Source organism: Streptomyces sp. NPDC048514 (assembly GCF_043199955.1).
In the GTDB taxonomy this organism is placed as follows: Bacteria; Actinomycetota; Actinomycetes; order Streptomycetales; family Streptomycetaceae; genus Streptomyces.
The window spans coordinates 66436-85552 of sequence record NZ_JBICWT010000009.1 but is presented as its reverse complement, the minus strand read 5'-3'; the positions used below and the strand labels follow the sequence as shown (position 1 = coordinate 85552).

Annotated in this window: 17 protein-coding genes and 1 pseudogene; 14 read left to right on the top strand and 4 right to left on the bottom strand. The window is 70.9% G+C overall.

What is annotated here, in order from left to right:
* Nucleotides 1-2 precede the first annotated feature (2 nt).
* Nucleotides 3-1331, bottom strand: coding sequence for a condensation domain-containing protein (locus ACGFT2_RS20800; protein ID WP_393280241.1), 1329 nt, complete (start codon nt 1329-1331; stop codon nt 3-5).
* 237 nt (nt 1332-1568) lie between these two features.
* Between ACGFT2_RS20800 and ACGFT2_RS20795 the strand changes: the two genes are divergently transcribed.
* Nucleotides 1569-1826, top strand: coding sequence for a phosphopantetheine-binding protein (locus ACGFT2_RS20795; protein WP_393280238.1), 258 nt, complete (start codon nt 1569-1571; stop codon nt 1824-1826).
* Nucleotides 1827-2037: 211 nt separating this feature from the next.
* Here ACGFT2_RS20795 and ACGFT2_RS20790 read toward each other — a convergent pair whose 3' ends face one another.
* Complete coding sequence (locus ACGFT2_RS20790; protein WP_393280235.1) at nt 2038-2613, bottom strand: ATP-binding protein; 576 nt, start codon at nt 2611-2613, stop codon at nt 2038-2040.
* A gap of 193 nt (nt 2614-2806) precedes the next feature.
* Between ACGFT2_RS20790 and ACGFT2_RS20785 the strand changes: the two genes are divergently transcribed.
* From ACGFT2_RS20785 to ACGFT2_RS20760, 6 genes and pseudogenes are all read left to right on the top strand, one after another.
* Complete coding sequence (locus tag ACGFT2_RS20785; RefSeq protein WP_393280232.1) at nt 2807-3406, top strand: TetR/AcrR family transcriptional regulator; 600 nt, start codon at nt 2807-2809, stop codon at nt 3404-3406.
* Between the two features lie 340 nt (nt 3407-3746).
* The gene (locus ACGFT2_RS20780) at nt 3747-3950 is read left to right on the top strand and encodes a cold-shock protein (RefSeq protein WP_382724058.1); all 204 of its coding nucleotides are present in this window, start codon (nt 3747-3749) and stop codon (nt 3948-3950) included.
* A 338-nt stretch (nt 3951-4288) separates the two neighbouring features.
* A complete protein-coding gene (locus tag ACGFT2_RS20775) occupies nt 4289-5785 on the top strand; it encodes a DEAD/DEAH box helicase (protein ID WP_393280229.1) in 1497 nt (498 codons plus the stop codon).
* Nucleotides 5786-5831: 46 nt separating this feature from the next.
* Nucleotides 5832-6098, top strand: a pseudogene (locus ACGFT2_RS20770) (hypothetical protein); the annotation flags it as partial.
* Nucleotides 6099-6863: 765 nt separating this feature from the next.
* On the top strand, nt 6864-7202 hold the full coding sequence (locus ACGFT2_RS20765; RefSeq protein ID WP_393280227.1) for a MerR family transcriptional regulator: 339 nt from the start codon (nt 6864-6866) through the stop codon (nt 7200-7202).
* Between the two features lie 241 nt (nt 7203-7443).
* Complete coding sequence (locus ACGFT2_RS20760; RefSeq protein WP_393280224.1) at nt 7444-7647, top strand: cold-shock protein; 204 nt, start codon at nt 7444-7446, stop codon at nt 7645-7647.
* A 173-nt stretch (nt 7648-7820) separates the two neighbouring features.
* On the opposite strand, the gene ACGFT2_RS20755 is transcribed toward ACGFT2_RS20760, so the two are convergent.
* Complete coding sequence (locus ACGFT2_RS20755; RefSeq protein ID WP_393280221.1) at nt 7821-9506, bottom strand: ribonuclease J; 1686 nt, start codon at nt 9504-9506, stop codon at nt 7821-7823.
* A gap of 295 nt (nt 9507-9801) precedes the next feature.
* Here ACGFT2_RS20755 and ACGFT2_RS20750 point away from each other — a divergent pair, with 295 nt between their 5' ends.
* Complete coding sequence (locus tag ACGFT2_RS20750) at nt 9802-10290, top strand: GNAT family N-acetyltransferase (RefSeq protein ID WP_393280218.1); 489 nt, start codon at nt 9802-9804, stop codon at nt 10288-10290.
* Between the two features lie 186 nt (nt 10291-10476).
* Here ACGFT2_RS20750 and ACGFT2_RS20745 read toward each other — a convergent pair whose 3' ends face one another.
* A complete protein-coding gene (locus ACGFT2_RS20745; RefSeq protein WP_393280215.1) occupies nt 10477-11313 on the bottom strand; it encodes a helix-turn-helix domain-containing protein in 837 nt (278 codons plus the stop codon).
* A gap of 326 nt (nt 11314-11639) precedes the next feature.
* Here ACGFT2_RS20745 and ACGFT2_RS20740 point away from each other — a divergent pair, with 326 nt between their 5' ends.
* From ACGFT2_RS20740 to ACGFT2_RS20715, 6 genes are all read left to right on the top strand, one after another.
* Nucleotides 11640-12809: an MFS transporter gene (locus ACGFT2_RS20740; RefSeq protein WP_393280212.1), complete on the top strand. Its 1170-nt coding sequence runs from the start codon at nt 11640-11642 to the stop codon at nt 12807-12809.
* 227 nt (nt 12810-13036) lie between these two features.
* Complete coding sequence (locus tag ACGFT2_RS20735) at nt 13037-15121, top strand: SpoIIE family protein phosphatase (RefSeq protein ID WP_393280210.1); 2085 nt, start codon at nt 13037-13039, stop codon at nt 15119-15121.
* A gap of 241 nt (nt 15122-15362) precedes the next feature.
* Nucleotides 15363-16208, top strand: a complete 846-nt coding sequence (locus ACGFT2_RS20730; protein WP_393280207.1) for an RNA polymerase sigma factor SigF — start codon at nt 15363-15365, stop codon at nt 16206-16208.
* Between the two features lie 251 nt (nt 16209-16459).
* The gene (locus ACGFT2_RS20725; RefSeq protein ID WP_393280205.1) at nt 16460-17263 is read left to right on the top strand and encodes an alpha/beta fold hydrolase; all 804 of its coding nucleotides are present in this window, start codon (nt 16460-16462) and stop codon (nt 17261-17263) included.
* Nucleotides 17263-18552, top strand: coding sequence for a PP2C family protein-serine/threonine phosphatase (locus ACGFT2_RS20720; protein WP_393280955.1), 1290 nt, complete (start codon nt 17263-17265; stop codon nt 18550-18552). The genes ACGFT2_RS20725 and ACGFT2_RS20720 overlap by 1 nt, the downstream gene beginning before the upstream one ends.
* Entirely contained in the window at nt 18549-18902 is a 354-nt protein-coding gene (locus tag ACGFT2_RS20715; RefSeq protein WP_393280203.1) for an STAS domain-containing protein, read from the top strand. Before ACGFT2_RS20720 ends, ACGFT2_RS20715 begins: the two co-directional genes overlap by 4 nt.
* Nucleotides 18903-19117: the final 215 nt, after the last annotated feature.

Below are 19117 nucleotides of genomic sequence, written 5' to 3'. Positions count from 1 at the left end.
CGTCACCGTCCGGGCGGGGCGAGTTCGCCGGTCCAGGTCCACAGCGTTCGCTCGACGGTCTCCCACAGCTGCCGGACCGCGTCGGTCGGGTACCAGTCGACGCGGTGGTGGACGATCACGGAGATGCCGCTCGGCCGCTCCACGGGCAGGATGGCCACGGCGGCGTCCAGGGTGAGACCGGGGGGCGGCACGGGTTCCGACACGCAGTGCGCGAAGTCGTGGTCGTCGAGCAGCCGGTTCATGCTCAACGGCTGCGGGTTGAACGACAGATACGGCACGCTGCTGGGCCCCCCGAAGGACTCCGGCTCCATCCGGGCTATGACGCTGCCCCACGGGACGGAGGCACTGACGTCCAGGGCGCGCAGGGCCGACCGGTTGAAGTGCTGGAGGAACGTCGCGGTGTCGGAGGTGGCCGTGCGGTCCGTGGCGAGGACGACTCGTCCCGACAGAAATCCCACGGTCTTGCGCACGCCGGGGTCCTCCCGGTTGGCCGTCACGAGGGTGGTTCCCACCGCGGGCTGGTCACCCAGCTCGTACAGCGCGCGGTGCACGGCCGCGTGGATCCAGTTCCACTTGCTCATCCGGGTCCTGCGGGCCGCCGCCGTCACCGCGGCGGCCAGTTCGTCGGGCATCGCCGAGCGGAAGACGCCCGGGTTCACGTAACCGGCCGTGGCGGCACCGGTGAAGCCCGCGTAGCGCAGTTGCGGGATGGGGCCGACCTTGTCCAGGTGGGCCGCCAGATCGTCCAGGGTCTTGCGGCCGGCGTCGGAGGCGAGAACGGCGTTCTGCGCGCGGACGTGCTCCGGGAAGCCGATCGATGCGTCGGGCCGGAGGTCGACGGCCAGGCCCAGCTCCTGCCGGTAGAAGGTGGTCAGGTCCTCCATCAGGACGAAGACCGACCACAGGTCGCTGACGAGGTGGTCCGTGACCAGCGAGAACACATGGCCGTCGGTCGTCTCGGCGAGGAGCAGCCGGGCCAGCGGGCCGTGTTCCAGGTCGAAGGGGGCGTCCGCCGCCTCGGCGGCGATCCGCGCCCAGTCCGGCTCGGCGGTACCGGGAGCGGTGTCGGCGCGGAGCATGCTGATCGGAGCCGGCTCCGCGGGCCGGTCGAGCCGCCAGCGGTGGCTGTCCAGGTCGAACCCGCACCGCAGGACGTGATGTGTCGTCTGGAGCCTGCGCCAGGCCCTGTCCAGTGCCGCCACGTCCAAGGGGCCCCGGATGCGGAGCGTCGTCGTGGGATGGCTGGGCCGATTGATCCCGGCTGCCGTGTCGCCCGCGATCTGGCCCAGGCGATGGCGCTGGGCCCAGGAGGCGTCTTGTTCTGCGTACATCTCGTCACGTGTCATGGCAGCTGTCACAACCGATCGGCCCTCGAGCACAGGGTCCCGCCGCCGAGTCGGCGGGACTCGCCGTAACCCTCGTGCATGGCGCCGCCGTCGGCTTCGGCCCTCGGGCCTGTGTGCGACCTGTCCTTGGGACGGGCACGTGCCGGCGGGGTCGCCCACTAGCATCGGCCCAAGTCGCCCGGGGGACACGCGGACCCGGGAGGTACGGAGGGGGACACACCGATGGCCGCAGGGGTGAGCACGGTGGACGAGGCGTTGGTGATCCTGCGCCGCATATGGGAAGACGTGCTGGGAGTGCCCGTGGAGAACGCGGAGCGGGACTTCTTCGAACTCGGCGGTGACTCCCTGCTCGCCCTGATGGTGGCGAGCCGGGCGGGGCAGGCGGGCCTGGAGATGCCGCCCTCGGGCGTCCTCCGGCAGCCGACGCTGCGCGGCCTGGCCGAGGCGGTCCTCGACCCGGCCCGCTTCGAGAACTGGTGACGGCGACCGGCCTCCCGGGCATGACCCGGACATCGGCGTTGGGCAACGCACGGACTCCCAGCGGGGGTTGACACAGCCCCCGCTCAACGGCCGTGTCGCGCACCGGATTCCGCAGCACCTCCTCGCCGACGACGAACGACAACGCGATGCCGTAAGGGGCCGCCGGGACGTGGCGGGTCCCCAGCACGCCGCCGCCTCGGCGAAGGCTTCCTCAGGCGGCCGACTCCGCATCTCCCGCGCCTCTCGCGGTCCGGTTCCGGTCCTCGGCCTGCAGGACGAACCACATGGTCTTGCCGGTGGCTGTCCGAGTGTTTCCCCAGGCGTCCGCGAGCAGGTCGAGGAGTTCGATGCCCCGGCCGCCCTCCGCGTCCGGATCGGCGGCGTTGCGCACAGGGCCCAGGGTCTCGGTGTCCTCGACCTCACACAGCAGGCGGTTCTGGCGCAGCCGCAGATTGAGCCTGAGCGGGCCCCGCGTGTGACGCAACGCGTTGGTGACCAGCTCGCTGACCAGAAGCGCGGCGGTGTCGGCCAGGTCGTCCACAGCCCACTCGCCCAGCTGCGCGGTCACCGACCGCCGGGCCCGGCGCACCGACGTCGGGTCCCGCTGCAGGGGCCAGGAGGCGTCCCATGCCGTGGCGCGGCCGCGTGGCGCGTCCAGCGGTCGCAGCGGTGTGAGGCTGCGGGACCAGAGAGCCTGCTGCTTCGCGGCCCACGAAGGCGCAGCGGCACGAGAGGACCGGCACTCCCGGCGACGGGTGAGGAGGCGGCAGGCGGCTCGGATGACCATGGGGGGTCGGTCCCTTCTGAACTCGCTACGGACGGGCCGCCGGGGTACCTGCGGGCTTGGGTCGGGGTCATAGACGTAGCAGTCGCTACACTCAAAAATATACATGTAGCGGGTGCTACGGTAAAGACCAGGACGAAAGTCACCGAAACCGACAACCGGGAGTTGTCCCCCTCTCGCGCGTCCGGGAGCCCGCATGCCCCGCCCACCCGATCCGGCCAAGCGAGGAGACCTCCTCGACCAGGTCCGCGACTACCTGCTGCAGAACGGCCTCGCAGACCTCTCCCTGCGCCCGCTGGCCAAGGCCCTGGGCACCAGCGACCGCATGCTCCTGTACTACTTCGGCACCAAGGAACGGATGGTCGCCGAGGCGCTCGCCGCCTACGAGAGGCGGCCCCTCCTGCGTGTACGCGAGCTTCTGGAGGTCGTCGGCCCGCCCGCGGACGCCGGGGGCGTGCGCCGCTTTCTGGAGGAGATGTGGCGACGCTTCGGCGAGCCCGACGTACGCGCCGCGCTCCCCCTGTACCTGGAGATCATGAGTGTCGGCGTACTCCACCCGGACCGCTACGGGCCCGTCATGCGCGACATCCTGACCGCATGGACCGACCTGCTCACCTCCGTCCTCCGTGACGTCGGCCTGGACCGGGACCGGGCCCGTACGCAGGCGACTCTCCTGACCGACGCTTCGCTCGGCCTCCTGATGGCCCCCCTGGCGGACGGCCACTGGGAGCGGGCCGGCGAAGCCTTCCGCGCCCTCCTCGACGGCCTGGAACCGGGGTGGCGCCCCGCGGTGTGACGAGCGAACCGGATACCTGCCTCGCCATCGACGGGTGAGCCCTTTTGCGTCCCGGGTGAAGCAATATCTGTACTCGCGAAGTGAGGGTTTGACGGACCATGTAGTGAGAGTTCTTGCCGCGCTGACCGGAGTGGAATTATGTAACGTGCACGGACTGTTCCGGCGTGCTACTGTCGATCCCAGTTGCAGTTGTGGTTCCCGAAACTTCAAGTGCCCCTTCCGGTTCCCGCCGGTCGGAGCACTTTTGTATGACCGGTCATTTCCGGGCGGGGTAATCATTGCGGCGACACGGCATCCGTACAGTACGGATGCCGATGTACTGCCCCGAAGGAGATATGACATGGCTACCGGTACCGTGAAGTGGTTCAACGCGGAAAAGGGATTCGGCTTCATCGAGCAGGACGGTGGCGGCCCCGACGTGTTCGCCCACTACTCGAACATCGCCGCCCAGGGCTTTCGCGAGCTGCTCGAGGGCCAGAAGGTGACCTTCGACATCGCGCAGGGCCAGAAGGGCCCGACGGCCGAGAACATCGTTCCGGCCTGACGCTGACGCACATTTCGTAGCTGGGGCCCGCATCCTCCGGGGTGCGGGCCCCAGCTGCACGCATTTCCCGCAGCGTTTCACCTGCGGGACGACGCGGAGGAATCCGCGGTCCCGGCGCGCGCGGTTCTCTCCGGATGCAGGAGCATCCGGAAGGCTGCACCGCGGTCGACGCCCGGATCCTGCGTCCTCATCGCGTCACCTATTTCAGCACCTGCGCCCCCGGATAGTTCCGCCGGCCAGATCTGCTTTCTTTTTTCATCGGTCCATACTCGTAATTCTCCATGCCGCTCATCGCTGCGGGAATTCCTTGATATGTGCCACATCGAGGAAGGTTCCGCATGAACCGCGCATTCAAGAACGACAGCTCCGGCCGCGCACGTAATGGCCGTGCCGACGCCGGAAAGGGCGGCAGTCGCTTCGGCTCACCGGCGCCGCGCCGCTCCGGCGGGGCAGCCCGTTCGGGTGGTCACGGCCGCCGGCCCGCCGCAGTGCAGGGCGAGTTCGCGCTGCCCAGGACGATCACCCCGGCGCTGCCCGCCGTCGGGGCGTTCGCCGATCTCGGCATGCCCGACCAGCTCCTGGCCGAACTCGGCAGGCAGGGTCTGACCGTACCGTTCCCGATCCAGGGAGCGACGCTGCCGAACTCCCTGGCGGGCCGTGACGTACTGGGCCGTGGACGCACCGGGTCCGGCAAGACCCTCGCCTTCGGCCTCGCCCTGCTCGCCCGCACCGCCGGGCGGCGTGCCGAGCCCCGCCAGCCGCTGGGGCTGATCCTCGTACCGACGCGTGAGCTGGCGCAGCAGGTGACCGACGCGCTCACGCCGTACGCCCGCTCCGTCAAGCTGCGGCTGGCCACGGTGGTGGGCGGGATGTCCATCGGCCGGCAGGTCGGCGCGCTGCGAGGCGGAGCCGAGGTCGTGGTCGCGACCCCGGGCCGGCTCAAGGACCTCATCGACCGCGGTGACTGCCGACTGGACCAGGTGGGCATCACCGTGCTGGACGAGGCCGACCAGATGGCCGACATGGGGTTCATGCCGCAGGTCACCGCGTTGCTCGACCAGGTGCGTCCCGAGGGGCAGCGCATGCTGTTCTCCGCCACCCTGGACCGTAACGTCGACCTGCTGGTGCGCCGCTATCTGACCGACCCCGTCGTGCACTCGGTCGACCCGTCGGCCGGGGCGGTCACGACGATGGAGCACCACGTCCTGCACGTCCACGGCACCGACAAGCACGCCGCCACGACCGAGATCGCCGCCCGCGACGGCCGCGTCATCATGTTCCTGGACACCAAGCACGCCGTCGACCGGCTGACCCAGGACCTGCTCCACAGCGGGGTACGGGCCGCGGCCCTGCACGGCGGCAAGTCGCAGCCGCAGCGCACCCGCACCCTCGCGCAGTTCAAGACGGGGCACGTGACCGTGCTGGTGGCGACCAACGTCGCGGCGCGCGGCATCCACGTCGACAACCTCGACCTCGTCGTCAACGTCGACCCGCCGACCGACCACAAGGACTACCTCCACCGCGGAGGCCGTACCGCCCGCGCCGGTGAGTCCGGCAGTGTCGTCACCCTCGTCACACCGAACCAGCGCCGAGGCATGCTCCGCCTCATGGCGGACGCCGGAATCCGGCCGCAGACCACCCAGATCCGCTCGGGTGACGAGGCCCTGAGCCGGATCACCGGTGCCCAGGCCCCGTCCGGCATCCCGGTCGTCATCACCGCACCGGTCGCCGAACGCCCCAAGCGCAGCGCCTCCTCCTCCCGGGGCCGACGCCGCTCCTCCTCGGCGAGCCGGCGCACCCCCGCACGCCAGGCCGTCAACACCACGGTGGCCTAGCACCCCCGCGATCAGGAAGCCGGCCCATCTCTCCAGGAGGCACCTTGTGACGCTGGTTCAGACGCAGCCCCGCCCGGCACACTCCGGCCCCGTGCACAGGACGGCGGTGGAGGTCATGGACGCGGCCGGACCGCGGGTCTGTGACGACATGAGCGTCGAGGTCGCGCTGGCCGTCATGGCCGCCGCCCGCACGGTCCGACTGGTCGTCTGCGACCAGGACGACCAGCGCACCGGCCTGGTCACCCGAGCCGACCTCGTCGCCGTCCGCGACAGCCCCGCCTACACGGACCGCGTCCGGCTGCGCGGCATCCTCCTTCGGGCTTGATGCCCTTCATCGGCCCGCTCCCGCTAGCCTGCGCGCCCGGCACCCCCGGGTCCGCCCGGCCGACGGGACAGGCACGAGCAGTCACCTGAACAGCAGTGTGGGCCCGACCGGCGTTCCGGTCGGGCCCACACGCGTATACCGGGCCGCCACCGCGGTGATCGCCCGGCGACGGAGCGGCCGACGTCGCCCACCTTGGTCGAGACGGGTTACGTCATCTCCGACGACGAGAAAATCTGTACCCGTCAGAGTAGACATTGGTCAGCGGTGTGGTTATGGTTTCTCTTGTAGCCGAGATCGAGCGAGGCCCGGCAGAGATGAACTGCCGGGCAGCCTTACACGCAGTACGCAGGACGGTGCGGTCGTGGAGTTTCGAAGCCAGGGTTGTCGCAGGACGGTGACGGGACTGACGACCGGACCGGGTGGCCCGCGGTGATCAGGGGCCGCCGAGAGCAGTACCGCAGTGGCGGTACCTGCTCGGCAAGTGATGGATCCAGAGGGAAGAACGGAGGAGTCGAAGCGCCATCAGGATCGCCCGGGCGGAAGCCTTGAGTCCGGGTACCGCAGGACATCGATTGTGAGGTGGTCTCCGGTCGAGCAACCGCGATCCCCGCGCACCCGACAGCGTCTCGGTCGGGTCGGCGGACACAGAAGGCCGGTGCAGCGCTGGAGCCGGCAGATGGTGTAGTAGTTCCTTCGGGGCCCTGGTGCCGGTACGGCACCGGGGCCCCTCCGCGCGTTCCGCAGAGAGGCGAGATGACAGCAGACGATTCCTTCGGCCGGCTCGACGACGACAACTACCCCGCCTACACCATGGGCCGGGCCGCGGCGATGCTCGGCACCACCCCCGGCTTCCTCCGCGCCATCGGTGAGGCCCGGCTGATCACCCCGCTCCGCTCGGAGGGCGGCCACCGCCGCTACTCCCGGTACCAGCTGCGCATCGCGGCCCGCGCCCGGGAACTCGTCGACCAGGGCACCCCCATCGAGGCGGCCTGCCGCATCGTCATTCTCGAGGACCAGCTGGAAGAAGCGCAGCGCATCAATGCCGAACACCGCCGCGCTGCCGCATCACCCCACCCCCCGGCCGCGACGTGAGACGAGCGCGCCCGCCGGCGCCGGCGGCCCCCTCCTCACGCTACCGGTGCGCGGCGCGATCATTTGCTGTGGTCACGCGGTGTGCGGGCGTGTAGCGTCTGCGTCAGATGTCGTGGTTCGGAATCTCCCTGTGCCCACGCCTTGGCGTGGGCGTTCTGCTGTGCTGTGCCGCAGGAACCAGGACGATCACTTCTGCCTTCCACATGGGGTGGGAGGCGTTCATCGACTGGAAGGCATGACTGTGGCTACAGGAACCGTGAAGTGGTTCAACGCGGAGAAGGGTTTCGGCTTCATCGCCCAGGACGGTGGTGGTCCGGACGTCTTCGCGCACTACTCCGCGATCAACTCCTCGGGCTTTCGTGAGCTCACCGAGGGCCAGCTCGTGACGTTCGACGTCACCCAGGGCCAGAAGGGCCCGCAGGCCGAGAACATCAACCCGGCCTGACGTCGCGGCTCTGCCCCGGGCGACGCGATCACCCGGGGCGGAGCGGCTCAGCGCGCGGAGTGCGCGCAGTGCGTTGCCGCCCCGGCCCGCTCGGGCGACCGCTGCCCCCGCGCCCGCCTCGATGCCCCCGGCGCCGCGACCGGAACCGGGGGACCGTGCTGCCGGGCCGCGGCTCAGGCGTCGATGATGACGGGGATGATGAGGGGCTTGCGGCGGTGGGTGCGGAACGCCCAGTTCGCCACGGCGCGGGCGAGGAGCTGTTCGAGCTGGCGCGCGTCGCCGACGCCCTCCTCGGCCGCGGTGGCCAGGGTCTTCTCGATCACGGGGATGACCGGCTCGAAGGTGGCGTCGTCGTGGACGAAGCCCCGGGCCAGGAAGTCGGGGGCCTCGGCGAGCGCGCCGGTGTCCGCGTCGACGATCGCCACCACCGTGACCACGCCTTCGGCGGCGAGGGTGAGGCGGTCCTTGAGGGACGCTTCGGTGGCGCCGCCGACCTCCATGCCGTCCACGTAGACGTTGCCGGCCGGGACCTTGCCGGTGATGGACGCGCGCCCGTCGACGAGGTCGACGACGACGCCGTCCTCCGCGATGACGACCCGGTCGGGGTCGACACCGGTACGGATGGCGAGGTCGCCGTTGGCCCGCAGATGGCGCCATTCGCCGTGCACGGGCATGACGTTGCGGGGTTTGACGATGTTGTAGCAGTAGACCAGTTCGCCGGCGCTGGCGTGCCCGGAGACGTGCACCTTGGCGTTGCCCTTGTGGACCACGTGGGCGCCCCACCGGGTGAGTCCGTTGATCACCCGGTAGATGGCGTTCTCGTTGCCGGGGATGAGGGAGCTGGCGAGCAGGACGGTGTCGCCCTTGCCGATGCGGATCGCGTGGTCGCGGTTCGCCATCCGGGACAGCGCGGCCAACGGTTCGCCCTGCGAGCCGGTGCACACCAGAGTGATCTTGTGGTCCGGGAGCTTCTCCAGCTCCTTCGTGCTCACGACCAGACCGGAGGGGATCTTCAGATAGCCCAGGTCACGGGCGATGCCCATGTTGCGGACCATCGACCGGCCGACGAAGGCGACCTTGCGGCCGTGCTGGTGGGCGGCGTCCAGGACCTGCTGGATGCGGTGCACGTGGCTGGCGAAGCTGGAGACGATGACCCGCCGCGGCGCGGTGCGCATCACCTGCTCGATCGCCGGGTTCAGCTCGCGCTCGGAGGTGGTGAAGCCGGGAACCTCGGCGTTGGTGGAGTCGGTGAGGAACAGGTCGACGCCCTCCTCGCCGAGGCGGGCGAAGGCGCGCAGGTCGGTGATGCGGTCGTCGAGCGGGAACTGGTCCATCTTGAAGTCGCCGGTGTGCAGCACCATCCCGGCCCGGGTGCGGATCGCGACCGCGAGGCCGTCGGGGATGGAGTGGTTGACCGCCACGAACTCGCAGTCGAAGGGCCCGAAACCACGCCGGTCGCCCTCCCGCACCCGCACCGTGCGCGGCCGGATGCCGTGTTCCTTGAGCTTGGCCTCCAGGAACGCCAGGGTCAGCTTGGAGCCGACGACGGGAATGTCGGACCGCTCGCGCAGCAGGTACGGCACGCCGCCGATGTGGTCCTCGTGGCCATGGGTGAGTACCACGGCCACGATGTCGTCGAGCCGGTCCCGGATCGAGCTGAAGTCCGGCAGGATCACGTCCACACCGGGCTGGGTCTCCTCGGGGAACAGCACGCCGCAGTCGACGATGAGCAGTTTGCCGGCGTGCTCGAAGACGGTCATGTTGCGGCCGATCTCACCCAGGCCGCCCAGGGCGATGACCCGCAGCCCTCCCTCGGGAAGAGGCGGGGCGGCTTTCAGCTCGGGGTGCGGATGACTCATACTCCGACGTTACCCGGAGAGGGGGACGGGATGATCCATCGCCCCCGTGTTCTCTTCCTCCCGACGCGCCGGAGCACCCGCACTCCGGTGCCCCGAACCCGAGAGCCCGTGCTCTCCCGGGGAGCTGATCCCCAAGGACCGACTGCCGCACCTCGACCGCACGCACGACGAACTGTACCCGGTGGTCGCCTCCCGCCACCGGAGTGACCCACCCGCGCACACGGTGCCCGGGAACGCCTGCCCGAGCAGTCGACCCGCCGCACGAAGGCGCTCCCCGGTGCGGAATACTCTCCCGATGAGTTCACGCACCTCCCCGGCCGGCCAGCCGATCACCATACGGAGGGCCGTCGCGCGGGATGCCAGACGGCTCACGCGGCTCGTGCGTGGCTCAGGCGCCTACCAGGGCAAGTACGCAACCGCGGTCGCGGGCTACCGGGTCGGTCCCGACTACATCGAGGCCCACCGCGCCTTCGTGGCCGTCGGCGCCGACGAGCACGAAGGCCGGGTCCTCGGGTTCTACTCGCTCGTCCTCGATCCACCGGAGCTCGACCTGCTGTTCGTCGCCGACGAGGTGCAGGGCCGGGGTATCGGACGGCTGCTCGTCGCGCACATGCGGTCCGAGGCCCGGGCCGCCGGGCTCGACCGTCTCAAGGTCGTGTCGCACCTTCCCGCCGCGGACTTCTACCACCGCGTCGGTGCGGTGCGGACCGGGACCGCGTTCGCGAACCCGCCCGCCGTGCCATGGGACCGCCCCGAATTCGAGTTCCGCATTTCCCAGGAGTGACGCGGTGTGCCGGTTCGCGGGGCACCGGCTTCGCCTGCAACGGCTCGCAGGGGCGGCTCCCGCCTGGTCATCGGCCGGTACACCGACGCCGGTGACACCCGGCTCGGTCCGCCGAGTGCCGGACGCGCCGCCGGCACGCCGAGGTGAGCTCGCGGGGCCGTGGCCCGGGACGGCGGACCCCGGGGCTCATTCGTCCGCCCGCAGGCGGCGCAGGGCGTCCTCGGAGTCCCGGTCGTCGGGCAGGTAGGCCAGGAAGTGGTGACCGGGCTCGTCCACGGCGGCCAGCTTCACGTACCGCAGGCGCAGGTCGCCCACGGCCGGGTGCCGGAAACGGCGCACCGAGGGCTGGAAACCGGCGGTCTCCCGGCGCTCGTACCAGCGGGCCGCGTCGCCGTCGGACAGAAGCTCGGCGACGAGTTCGGCGAACCGCGGATCGCCCGGCCGGCGAGCCGCCCGGGACCGGAACTGGCCGAGCAGGGCGCGGGCCTCCCGTTCCCAGTCGGCGAGCAGGGTGCGGGCCGGCGGCCAGCGGAACACCAGCCAGAGGAGATTGCGCTGCTTGGGGTGCAGCCGTGCCGGATCGGTCAGCAGAGCCGCGTACCCGGCGTTCCATGCCAGCAGGTCCCAGTGCGGGTCGAGCACCACGGCGGGGTGTGGTGTCATGGCCCGCACCAGGCTGAGCAGGTTGCGCGACACCCAGGTGGGGGCGTCGGCCGGCGGCCCGCTCTCCTCCACGAACGACAGCACGTGCGCGGTTTCCGCGGCGTCCAGCCGCAGCACCCGCGACACGGCGCGCAGCACCTGCTCCGAAGTGCGCACCCGGCCCTGCTCCAGCCAGGTGTACCAGGAGACGCTGATGCCGGCGAGCGCCGCGACCTCGGCCCGCCGCAGCCCCGGTGTCCGGCGGCCGGCGGCGTCCGGCAGGCCCACGTCCTTCGGTGTCAGCCGTTCACGGCGGGACCGCACGAAGGCCCCCAGTTCCCGGCGGAGGGACTCGCCCGGCGGTGTGGGCGCGGTACTCACCGACCACCGCGCCCGCGGTCGGCCGTGACCGGCGAGGGACCGTGGCCGGCGGTGGGCGGTGCGCAGGTGTCCAGGGGCGACGGCCTGCCGCGCGTCATGGTGCCTCTCCTCCGGCCGGCGGGCGTCCGCCCGACCGCGGGCGCACTCCTGTGATGCTGCCGTCACCGGGCGCGATGCCGAAGCGGCAGGCTGTGAGTGATGGTAATAGCCGGCCGTCTCCACCCCGGGGGGCCCGGTGCTGAACTGGTGGCGGACCGCATCCGCCCAGGTCGGTCCTTCCCCGTCACCCGTTCTCGTCGAACCCTTCCGGAAGGGAGAGCCCACCCGTGACCACCACCGCGTCGACACCGGTGGCGACCTTGCCCGCGTCCTCGTTACGGCTGCTGCGCACCGCGGGATTCGTCAGCAACTTCGACCGCTTCTGCATCGCGCCCATGCTGGTTCTCATCGGCCTCCGGCTGGGGGCCCCACTCCCCACCGTGGTGCTGGCCGCGAGCGGCTACCACCTCGCCTATGGGCTGATGCAACCGGTGTGGGGGGTGGCCAGCGACCGATGGGGCCGCGTGCGGGTGATGCGGGTCTCGCTCATCGGCGCGGCCCTCGCCGCCCTGGCCTCGGCCCTCGCGCCCGACGCTCCCGTGCTCATCGGGGCCCGCGCCCTGGCCGGCGCGTTCTTCGCCGCCTCCATCGCCGCCTCCTTGACGTACGTGGGCGACACGGTGCCCGCCGCGATACGGCAACGGCCGCTCAGCGAGCTGATGACCGCGTTCGCGCTGGGCACCGCGGTGGCCACGGTCGTCGCCGGGGCACTGGCGCACTACCTCACATGGCGGCTGGTGTTCGCGCTGCCCGGCGTGCTCGCCGCCTATCTGGCGGTGGCCCTGCGCCGCCTGCCCGAGCCCGAGCGGCCCCCCACCGGACCCCTGCCGGCGGCCTTCCGCCTGGTCCTGTCATCGCCGTGGCAGTGGTACGTGATGGCGGTGGCGATGCTGGAGGGGGCGGTGCTCCTCGGCTTCCTGATCTACCTGGCCCCGGCCCTGGAGGCGCGTGGCGTACCCCCCACCCTGGCCGGCGCGGTCGCCGCCCTGTACGGGGTCGGTTCCATGGCGGCGGCGCAGGTGGTCAAGCGGCTCGTCGGGCAGTGGTCCCCGGTGGGCCTGATCGTGGCCGGCGGGGTGCAGACGGCTGTGGCGTACCTGCTCGCCGGGTACAGCCGGTCCACCGGGGCGCTCGTCGTGGTCGCCCTGCTCCTCGGGGGTGGCTGGTCCTTCATGCACTCCACGATCCAGTCGTGGGCGACGGCGCTGTCCCCGACGGCCCGCGCCACGGGCGTGGCCATGTTCGGGGCCGCGCTGTACGTGGGCAGCGCCGTGGCCGGCGGGCTGGCGGCCTCGACCGCTCAGGCACACGACTACCGGCCCCTGTTCTGGCTGGCGGCGCTCCTGACCGTGCCCCTGACGGTGGCCGCGGCGGTGGGCCGGGCACGCTACCGCTGAGGAGGACGCCGCCGCCACCGTCAGCGGTGCCACCCGGATCAGTCCCAGGTGCCGATGTGCGGCCGGGCCGGCAGGGCGTTCGCCCGGCCCTCCGAGCCCGTGCGTGCGCGGAAGGCCGTTTCAGGGGGACCATGGAAGCCGATGCACTCCGTAGGTACGGGGCAGGCCACGGACACGGGGCAGACCACGGGCTGGCGTGAGCTGTGGGCGCATGGAAGGAGTGCCGTGTGAGCGCAGCTGATGGGCGGCCGGCCGACACCGGCCATCCGGAGGAGCGGTCGCCGCAGCCGAGTGGGCTGATGGACCTTCTCGGCGTCGCCGCGGTGCTGCTGGATGCCGAGGGGCGGATCGTCTTGTGGAGCCCGGAGGCCGAGGACCTCTTCGGCTATACCGCTGAGGAGGCCCTGGGGCGGTACGCGGCGCCGCTGCTCGTCCACGAACAGCACTGGGAGCTGATGGTCAAGCTGTTCGCCGAGGTCATGGGCACGGGGGAGAGGTGGGCCGGGGCGTTCCCCATCCGGCACAAGGACGGCCGCACCCGCTTGGTGGAGTTCCGCAACATGCGGCTCCTGGACGACCGCGGCGACTTCTACGCCCTGGGCCTGGCCACCGACGGATCACGGCTTCGGGAGGTCGAACGGGACCTCGCCCTGTCCACCCGGCTGATCTCCCAGTCGCCCATCGGGCTGGCGACCCTCGACACCGATCTGCGGTACGTGGCCGTGAACCCCGCTCTGGAGCGGATGCACGGCATCCCCGCGGAGGAGCATCTGGGCCGGCACTACCGCGAGATCATGACGTCGGCGAAGTTCGAGGCGACGGAGGCCGGGATGCGGCAGGTCCTCAGGACCGGCGCCCCCCTGGTCGACGAGTACACCATCGTCGGCCACACGCCCGCCGACCCGCACCTGCACGCCTGGTCGATCTCGCTGTACCGGCTCGAGGACCCGCAGGGGCGGGTTCTCGGCGTGGCCGACCTCGTGGTGGATGTCACGGACCGTTATCAGGCGGCCACGGAGGCCGCCGAGGCCCGTCGGCGACTGGCGCTGATCGCCGACGGCTCGGCGCGCATCGGCACCACCCTGGAGGTGGAGCAGACCGCCCGCGAGCTGGCCGGCGTCACCGTTCCCGAGCTGGCCGACATGGCCACCGTCGACGTCCTCGACTCCGTCCTCGACGAGCACCGCCCGCCCCTGGGCGAGGGCCCCGCGCGCTTCCGCGCCCTCGCGGTACAGGCCGCCTATGACACCGAGGCCGTCCGGGCCGCCGCCCGGCCCGGCGAGATCGCCGTCTACGACGCCGACCGCGTGCCCACCGAAGGCGTACGCTCCGGCCGGCCGATCCTGGTCTCCCACGTGGACGCCGCCGCCCTGGCCCGCATCGCCCGCGACGACCGCGCCGCCACGCTGCTGGCCCGCGCCGGCGTGCACTCCTACATGCTGGTCCCGCTCACCGCCCGCGGCCAGATCCTCGGTGTCCTGGGGCTGAGCCGCGCCCGCAACCCGCAGCCCTTCGGCGAGGACGATCTCGCCCTCGCCGGTGAGCTGGCCTCCCGCGCGGCCGTGTGCATCGACAACGCCCGCTCGCACCAGAGCGTGCGCAACGCCTCCGAGATCCTTCAGCGCAGCCTGCTCCCGGATCACCCACCCCGCCTCCCCGGCCTGGAGGTCGCCTCTCGCTACCGGCCCGCACAGGCCGCCTACGAGGTCGGTGGCGACTGGTACGACGTCCTGCCGCTCGAGGGCGGCAAGACCGCACTGGCCGTGGGCGATGTCATGGGCAGTGGCATCGACGCCGCCGTCACCATGGGCCGTCTGCGCACCGGCACCAGCGACTTCGCCGACCTCGACCTGGCTCCTGCCCAGGTCCTCCGCCACCTTGACAAGATCACTTCAGGGCTCGAGCAGTACATAGCCACCTGCGTCTATGCCGTCTACGACCCTCACCGCGCGGAGTGCCACATCTCCGTCGCCGGTCATCTGCCCCCTGTCCTGGTCCGCTACGGCGAGCACCCGGAACTGCTCGACCTTCCGACGGGCACCCCGCTCGGGGTCGGCGGCGTCCCCTTCGTGACCACGACCCTTCCCGTCGGCTCCGGCGATCGGCTGGTTCTGTACACCGACGGACTCGTCGAGGTCCGTCACCATCCCATCGACGAACGCCTCGACACCCTCCTGGACCTGCTCGACGCACCCGATCGCACCCTGGAGGAAACCTGCGACCGGCTCCTTCGCGAACTCCGGCGTCCCGCTGACCCGGATGACGTCGCCATCCTCATCGCACGTATGCAACCCTTCGCGTCCGACGCATGATCCCGGCCCGCACCCAGGCGATCAGCCGGCTCAGGGCCGTCCTCGCCGGCGCTGACCCGAACCTCGGAGGAACCGGCCGGACCGAACAGTGCACATCTCCTCCCCACCCGCGCTCGCCGACGACAGCAGGCCGGTACGGTCAGAACACGTGGCATGGGTGCGGGATGAGGGGGTAGACGGCATGTCGTCCGCCGTTTCGGCGGGCGGCAACGGTTGGCTCGACCTTTGGGAGGGGAACATTATGGCGCTCATGAGCACCCCGGTAGTGGACGCTCAGACGACCCGGTTGCCGGAGGTCGCCGATCCCTCCCGGGTGGCACCGAAGGACGCCCGCGAGCTGTCGCGGGTGTTCTTCGATCAGCTGGCGGTGCTGGAGGAGGGAACGCCCGAGTACAGCTACGCTCGCAACACGCTGATCGAGATGAACATGTCCCTGGTCCGTTACGCGGCCGGCCGTTTTCGCAGCCGGGGCGCGGAGGAGATGGAGGACATCGTCCAGGTCGGCATGATCGGCCTGATCAAGGCGATCGACCGGTTCGAGCTGACGCGCGAGGTGGAGTTCACCTCCTTCGCGATCCCCTACATCGTGGGGGAGATCAAGCGGTTCTTCCGCGACACCACGTGGGCCGTGCATGTGCCGCGCCGGCTGCAGGAAGCCCGCGTCCAGCTGGCCCGCGCCACGGAGGAGCTGCGCAGCCGCCTCGGCCGTACGCCGACGGTCAAGGAACTGTCGGAGCTGATGAGCCTGCCCGAGGACGAGGTGCGGGAGGCCCGCCTGGCCGCCAACGGCTACAACTCCTCCTCTCTGGACGCCGCCCTCAGCGGCGGCGAGGACGGCGAGAGCGCCCTGCAGGACTTCATCGGCAGCGAGGACCAGGCGCTGGAACTGGTCGAGGACTTCCACGCCCTGGCCCCGCTGATCGCCGAACTCGGCGAGCGGGACCGGCAGATCATCCACATGCGGTTCGTGGAGGAACTCACCCAGGCCCAGATCGGGGAACACCTCGGCGTCTCCCAGATGCACGTCTCCCGGCTCCTGTCGCGCACCCTCGCCCGGCTGCGTGAAGGCATGCTCACCCACCACTGAGCCCGACGGCCGCCGCCTCCTGTGAAGCCCGCCGCACACGCGGCGGGCTTCATCACGCCCGGCTGCCCCCCTCGCCGGCACGACGGTCGCGCCCTTGCCGCGCTGCATCGACGTCGACTCACCCGTAGGCCGGTCTGCCGGACGGCAGAAGGCACCTACCTGCCGAAAGCCGGCATGTGAAGGCGTCGGATGGAACGTGGAGGAATAGGGGCCTTTTCGGAAGAACGGGCGGAGCCTGAGAGACTCGCGGTATGGACATAGCGCAGAGGAACAACGTCACCGTCACCGGCAACCCACAGGGGAGGACGGTGGTGCTGGCGCACGGGTTCGGCTGCGACCAGAACATGTGGCGGCTCACGTTGCCCGCCTTGATCGAGGACTACCGGGTCGTGCTGTTCGACTACGTCGGCTCCGGGCGCTCGGACGGGACCGCTTTCTCCGAGGACCGGTACGCCTCCCTGGAGGGCTACGCCCGGGACGTGGTGGAGGTCTGCGAGGCGCTCGATCTGCGCGACACGGTGTTCGTGGGCCACTCCGTCAGCGCGATGATCGGCGTGCTGGCCGCCGGCATCGCCCCGGAGCGGATCGGAGCACAGGTGATGGTCGCCCCGTCCCCGCGGTACATCGACGACGACGGCTACCGCGGCGGGTTCAGCGCCGATGACATCGACGAGCTCCTGGCGTCACTGGAGTCCAACTATCTGGGCTGGTCGGCGGCGATGGCACCGGTGATCATGGGGAACGCGGACCGCCCCGAACTCGGCGAGGAACTCAAGAACAGCTTCTGCGCCACCGACCCCGACATGGCCCGGGTCTTCGCCCGCACCACCTTCCTCTCGGACTCGCGCGACGACCTCAAGAGCGTCACCGTGCCGACCCTGGTGCTGGAGTGCACCCAGGACGTGATCGCCCCGCGCGAGGTCGGTGCCTTCGTCCACCAGGCGATTCCCGGCTCGACGCTGGTCACTCTCGATGCGACGGGACACTGCCCGCACCTGTCCGCGCCCGAAGCCACCAACGAGGCGATACGAGGCTTCCTGGCGGACTTGCGATGATGAGCCGCACAGGCCAGCATCCCGACCCACACGAGGCCGACGGCGAGCAAACCGCCAGTGCGGCGTTCGCCGCACTGCTGGAGGACAGCGCCGAGGAGCTGTACGACAACGCGCCATGCGGATATCTGTCCACACTCATGGACGGCGTCATCGCGAAGATCAACACCACGCTGCTGAAGTGGCTCGGCCTGCAGCGCGAGGCGGTGGTGGGCCGGATGCGGTTCACCGACCTGCTGACCGTGGGCGGCAAGCTGTACCACGAGACGCACTTCGCGCCGCTGCTGCGCATGCAGGGCGAGATCAACGGCATCGCCCTGGAGATCAAGCAGACCGGCGGCGGCCGGATACCGGTACTGGTCTCCTCCGTGGTCAAGCACAGCCCTGCCGGTGAGCCCCTGCTGATCCGCACCACCGTCTTCGACGCCCGGGACCGCCGCGCCTACGAGGAAGAACTCCTGCACCGCCGAAAGGCGGCCGAAGAAGCACGCAAGCAGGCGGAGGCCGACCGGGCCCGGTTGCAGGACGCCCTCGCCGTACTCCAGCAGTCACTGCTGCCCGACACCCTCCCGCCGGTCCCCGGAGTGGAGACGGCCGCCTACTACCACACCGCACATCCCGACCGGCTCGGCGGCGACTTCTACGACGTCTTCCCCCTCGACGGCAAACGCTTCGGGTTCTTCCTCGGCGATGTGTGCGGCAAGGGCCCCCAGGCCGCCGCGGTCACCTCACTGACCCGCTACACCCTGCGCGCCGCCGCCCTGTACGACCCCGACCCCATCTCCGCCCTGGTCACCCTGAACAAGGTGCTCCACGAGCGTTACGCCGGGAGCGGGGATGCGCGCTACTGCACCGCCGTCTTCGGCATCCTCGAGCCCGACACCGAGCCCGGGCACATCGCCGTCCGTCTCGCGTCAGGCGGTCACCCTCCGGTCATCGTCGTGCGTGCCGACGGTACGGCCGACTTCCTGCCCACCCCAGGCGGCCTGCTCGTCGGCGTCCTGCCCTCCGCCCGCTTCGCCACCGCCTCGACCGTCCTCGCCCCCGGCGACACCCTCCTGCTCTACACCGACGGCATCACCGAGGCCCGCACCGGCGACAACCGCACCGCCCTGTTCGGGGACGAGGCGCTGCTCGCGTTCGCCGCCGGCCATGCCGGCAAGCCTCCCCCCGCCCTGATCGCGGCACTGACCGGCCTGCTCCAGACCTTCGGAGACGGCCTCGACGACGACACCGCCCTGCTCGCCCTCGGCGCCCCAGCCCCCGACCCACAGACGAGAAGCAGCGAATGAGCCCACTGAAGATCACCGCCCGAGACGCTGCCACCGGTCCCGTTCTGGAAATCTTCGGCGAGCTCGACTACTTCACCGCCGGCGAGCTGCGTGAACTCATCCCCACGATCACCCTCCAGCCCGGCCAGCGCCTCGTCGTGGACCTGAGGGGCATGGAATTCTGCGATTCCAGTGGCCTCAGTGCGCTGATAGCCGCCCACAACCACGCCTCCGCCGCACGGGCGGACATGGCACTCGCAGCCGTACCCGCCCACACGCTGCGCACCCTGCGCATCGTCGGCCTCGACCAGATCTTCCCCATCCACCCCGACAGCGACACCGCCACCCAGCCCCGACCACAGGACCTCTGACCACGAGCCGGTGCACTCGTGTCAGCGACGAAGATCGCGCGGCTGATTCTCCGTGACGGTGGCACGGCCTGACGGCCGTCTTCGGTGAACCGGACCTCACACGGGCCGCGGACCTCGCGTCGCCTGAACCACGGCGGCGACCGGCAAGCCAACACCGCTCCGCACGGGATCGTGCGGACCCGCCTGCGCGCCGACCCGCGCACCGGGACCACCGG